The organism is Nostoc sp. NOS(2021), from assembly GCF_017115025.1.
Taxonomy (GTDB): Bacteria; Cyanobacteriota; Cyanobacteriia; order Cyanobacteriales; family Nostocaceae; genus Nostoc.
Genome location: NZ_JABXKM010000188.1, coordinates 1 through 4,714, shown reverse-complemented (window position 1 = coordinate 4,714; position 4,714 = coordinate 1). Strand labels below are relative to the sequence as shown.

Sequence of the window (4,714 nt, the reverse complement as noted above, 5' to 3'; positions counted from 1 at the left end):
TCCCTACTCCCTTTCCCCCACTCCCCACTCTCCCCAAATATCAAATCTACGTAGGGGAAATCGTGAACTAGGGCGAGATTATGTTGTTGACAGAAGGCTACAGCTTCTTGGAAGAAAGATAAAGGTGCGATCGCCGCTGTGGGATTATGAGGATAGCTTAATACCATCATCCGCGACTGGGCCAAGACTGGGGCGGGAATATCAGCAAACACTGGTAAGAAACCGTTTTCTGCCCGTAGTGGCATCGGGTAGATTTGACCACTGGCTAGGTAGACTCCCCCGGCGTGGGAGGGATAACCTGGATCGAGCAACAGGGCAAAATCTCCTGGATTGAGCAATGCTAGGGGTAAATGGGCTGTACCTTCTTGAGAACCAATCAGAGGTAGTACCTCAGTTTGGGGATCGACTTTGATGCCAAATTTTTGTTCGTACCAGTTGGCTGCGGCTTCGCGAAATCCTTGAGTACCGTTAAACAACAGATAGCCGTGGGTACTGCGATCGTGGAGAGACTGGGCGATCGCCTCAATGACATGTGCCTCGGCTGGTAAATCAGAAGACCCCAACGACAAATCAATTACCTCTCGTCCAGCGGCCAAAGCGACTGCTTTGGCTCTGTCCATATCAGCAAAGACATTAGATTGCAGGGGTTGTAAACGCTTTGCAAATTGCATATTAGTCATTTGTTCTTTGTCTGCGAAGTTCTGATGGTCGGAAGCCTCCACTCAGACTTCTCTCTTTGTCATTAGTCATTAGTCATTTGCAAATGACTAATGACTAATGACTAATGACTAATTACTATTTAAGTGCGTATCTAGGAGAGCGAGTAATTTATCTTTGCCGATGACTCCCTCAGTGGATATCAAAACTTCCTTGCCTTGAAATAGTCTGAGGGCGGGTACACCTTCCACTTGGTACTGCTTAACAGTGAGTGGATTGGGGTCAATTTCCATTTTAACGACTTTGAGGCGATCGCTATATTCGCTGGCAGCAGAGTTAATCGCGGGCGACATCAATTGACACGGCCCACACCAGTCAGCCCAAAAGTAAACTAATACAGGCTGCTCGGCTTTTAACACTTCGGTTTCAAACTCAGCATCAGTTATGGTGATTACAGCCTTACTCATTGCAGTCTCCATCAGGTGGCGATCAAACTTGGCACACACAATACTTTATCCCAAAGTATTGACTAATGACGTAAAATCCCACAGCCAACTGGCGTGGGACTGGCTCAAATAAGTTTTCTGCCAATTTTACAGTTGATCCAATTGCTTGCGTAGGGAATCCAACTCGGCATCAACTACCTCGTTAGACTTAGGATTAGGGGCAGTGGTTTGTTGTTGCGGTGGCAGTTGGGGTTGATTTTGGGGAGTAGCGGGTGGTAACATTTGCGCTTTCAAAGCTGCCAATTCATCATCAACATCGCTACCACCTTCTAACTGGGCAAATTGGGTTTCTAAATCTGCACCGGCTAACTCTCCTAGTGCCTGGGCGCGGGATTCTTGGATTAAGACTTTTTCTTCCATCCGCTCGAAGGCAGACATTGCACTGCTGGTATTCATCCCACTCACCATGCCTTGGAGTTGCTCTTGGGCTTTGGCAGTGGTGATTCTAGCTTTGAGCATTTCTTTCTTGGTCTTAGCTTCAGAAATCTTGCTTTCCAGCTGGATTAAGTTGCGCTTGAGGGTTTCAACTTGAGTGCTTTGTGTATCTAAACTACCTTTGAGGGCGGCGCTGGTATCAGTATAAGTCTTCTTGCGCTCTAGAGCTTGTCGTGCTAGGTTCTCATCACCTTTTTGCAGCGCCAGTTGGGCATTGCGTTGCCACTTATTGATTTCATTTTGGGCATCATTGTACTGTTTCTCACTGCGTTTTTGGGCGGCGATCGTCTGGGCTACTCCCTGACGCAGCTGTACCAAGTCTTCCTGCATTTCCAGGATGGCTTGCTCTAGCATTTTTTCGGGGTCTTCGGCTTTGTTAACCAGGTCGTTGAGGTTAGAACTAACTACTCGCTTAATACGATCGAATAATCCCATAACTTTGTTTTTCCTTGTGTGGTTTACGCTTTTTGTTGGACAGTTAGCTTTTTTACTTTTTAATAGCTACCTATTTCAATGTAATCTTTCTGGTTTGAATCAGTACCTTCTAACAACTCTTAATTTTTAAGATATCTCCAAACTGGGGTAATTAGCCGAACTTCAAGAGTCCTGAGTTTTGGGTAACTGCTGTTGGGGAGGCGGCGCTGTGTTCTGGTTCTCCTGAGTGAGTACACTGTTGTGCTGTGTGTTTTCTGTCTGGTTTAAAACCTGCACCTTCATCGCTGCCAATTCGGCATCCACATCATTAGTAGATTCCAAAGAAGTAAATTGTGTTTCCAAATCGTCGCTACTGAGTTGAGCGATCGCTTCTGATTTAGCTTCTATCTGTAAAACTTTTTCTTCCATCCGCTCAAAGGCACTCAGACTGCTGGTAGCAGAAACTCCGCCGAGCATTTCCTGGAGGCGATAAGACGCTTCGGCAGAACGGGCGCGAGCAATATACATATCTTTTTTAGTTTTCGCCTCGCCAATTTTTAACTCTAGCGATCGCATATCCTTTTTTAGCCTAGCTACTATCTCGTTTTGCTGCTCTATCTGAGAAAAGAGGGCTGTAGTGGTTTCTTTATAGGCTTGGCGCTTAGTCAAAGCTTCGCGTGCTAGAGGTTCGTTGCCTTGTTGCAGCGCCAATTGGGCGCGGCGATACCATTCTTCTGTTTGAGACTGAGCCGCCTGAGCCTGTCGTTCGGTGCGTTTCTGGGTTGCGATCGCTTGTGCTACACCCTGCCGCAACCGCACCAGATTTTCCTGCATCTCCAGAACAGTTTGCTCCAGAATCTTTTCTGGATCTTCTGCACTGCCGATCAAACTATTGAAGTTAGCGCGAATCACCCGCAGGATACGCTTGATTAATTCCATGTCGGCTCTCCATTCACGAAACTCAGTAATGAGTGCTGTTAGCGGTAGCGGGGCGTTTAGCCCGTGCTGAATGCTGAGTAATCACCGAATTTTAGATTTTAAATTTTGGATAATGGAATTGAAGATTCAAAATCCAAAATTTAAAAAGGGTTGTAAGCCCCTGAATTTATACTCGCTCCGCGAGAAGCAAGCTACGTGAAACAAATCTAAAATCCCAAATCTAAAATTAAATCATAAGCCAGTGACTTAATTGCTCTTTTCAATCTAAAATCTAAAATCTAAAATCCCAAATTGTGTGACTGTTATCTCATGGTATCGTAGATTTTTGCAACTCATGGCTGCTGAACCCGTGCCTTAATTCCCTTTGCCTGTAACAGTTGCATCTGTTGTTTTACTTGCTCTTTAGTCTTAAAAGCACCCAGATAAATCAATTCTTTGTTGGGTGATAAATAAGCATCGGGAACTACTTGCCGTGCTGAGGCAAAAGCCGCGCCTTTATTGTCTATCACTATATGATAGAACCCATCTGTTCCTAGTTTGATTTCTGCATTCGGCTTTGGTGAGGTTGCGATTGGTTTGGGTGAGGTTTTTGCTGGTGAAGTGGGAGGCAAACTCAGGAGAGGCAACGGCTGTACCGTCGGTACTGGTGCTAAGGCGATCGGATTTGTCGGTTTTAGGGCTGTGTTGGGGACAGGCAATGCCACTTGAGGATTTGCTCTTTTTTGGGGAACGACTGGATTAGGCACTACTGCGAGGGTTGGTTGGACTTTGGGTTGTAAACCAACTACATCATTGGGGTCTCTCACCTCAGGAAACTCTTGGGCAGCTAGATTGGGATACTTGGGTATAGATGTGCTTGGTGGCTGGATCTGAGGTTGGATATTACTCCCAACTTCCTCAGTATTTTCTGGTGCGGGAGATGAGTTGCCGTTAAACAACTTGCCGAAATCCCATTGTGACAAGCTTTTGGGATTGAACACTACATAACCCAAGGTAAGACTCGCCACCAATAGCAGCAACATGGAGCCGATACCCAAAGGTGATAGCAGACTGTCGTTATAATTGCTTGGCTTCTTGGTTTCTGGTTGTTCTTCTGTCAGACTTCGCAGCAGTGCTTCACTAGATTCCAAATAGTCATCTGGGTGCTTAGGGGTGTGATCTGACTGCAAGAGATTTTCGCTCTTAGTATCTTTAACGACTACTGGCACGATGCTGCTAGTAAAGTTGGGCGGGGGTGGTGGAAGTTTAGTTTGTGTTTTAGCAGAATCGGAGATGGAGGTCACATTAAGATGATTCAGTTCCTCGGTCTTTGCCGTAGCTGGCGTTGGGTTCATCTCAGGATTCACAGCTACAGATGCGGATGCTACGTCAATTTTTGCCGTAGCTGGCGCTGAGGTTCCCTGATGATTCACGGGTACAGATGCAGGCGGCACGTTGGTTTTAATTTCTGTTACTGATGACTGAGTTGTGCCCGATGTTGTCCGAATGGCAGTCAAAGGCTGGGGTTGACTGCTTATGTAACTTGTAACACGGGGCTGCTTCGATGACACCAAACCAGTTCGCGTGCGTCGGTATCGAGCTAACTCTTGATCTAGGGGTACCTCTAAACTCGCTAGTGCTACTGCTAGTGCTGGTTTCAACCCAGGTGTTTTAGACGATTGAGTACCGGAATCGTTCAGGGGATTTTGAGTCATTGCCTCTGTGCCTCAAACATAGACTGCTGGAATTAACTTTAGATATATTTGTGACAATAGTAACGGAAA

At 46.1% G+C, this 4,714-nt stretch carries 5 protein-coding genes; all 5 read right to left on the bottom strand.

The window, feature by feature from the left end:
- On the bottom strand, window positions 1–671 hold a 671-nt coding region (locus HWQ41_RS21385; protein ID WP_292767204.1), incomplete at its 3' end, for an aminotransferase class I/II-fold pyridoxal phosphate-dependent enzyme.
- Between the two features lie 117 nt (window positions 672–788).
- The gene (locus HWQ41_RS21380) at window positions 789–1,124 is read right to left on the bottom strand and encodes a co-chaperone YbbN (RefSeq protein WP_292767201.1); all 336 of its coding nucleotides are present in this window, start codon (window positions 1,122–1,124) and stop codon (window positions 789–791) included.
- Between the two features lie 126 nt (window positions 1,125–1,250).
- Window positions 1,251–2,033, bottom strand: coding sequence for a PspA/IM30 family protein (locus HWQ41_RS21375; RefSeq protein WP_292767199.1), 783 nt, complete (start codon window positions 2,031–2,033; stop codon window positions 1,251–1,253).
- A gap of 162 nt (window positions 2,034–2,195) precedes the next feature.
- A complete protein-coding gene (locus HWQ41_RS21370; RefSeq protein WP_292767197.1) occupies window positions 2,196–2,951 on the bottom strand; it encodes a PspA/IM30 family protein in 756 nt (251 codons plus the stop codon).
- A gap of 332 nt (window positions 2,952–3,283) precedes the next feature.
- Window positions 3,284–4,645 (bottom strand): hypothetical protein, encoded by a 1,362-nt coding sequence (locus HWQ41_RS21365; protein ID WP_292767195.1) that lies wholly within the window; start codon window positions 4,643–4,645, stop codon window positions 3,284–3,286.
- Window positions 4,646–4,714: the final 69 nt, after the last annotated feature.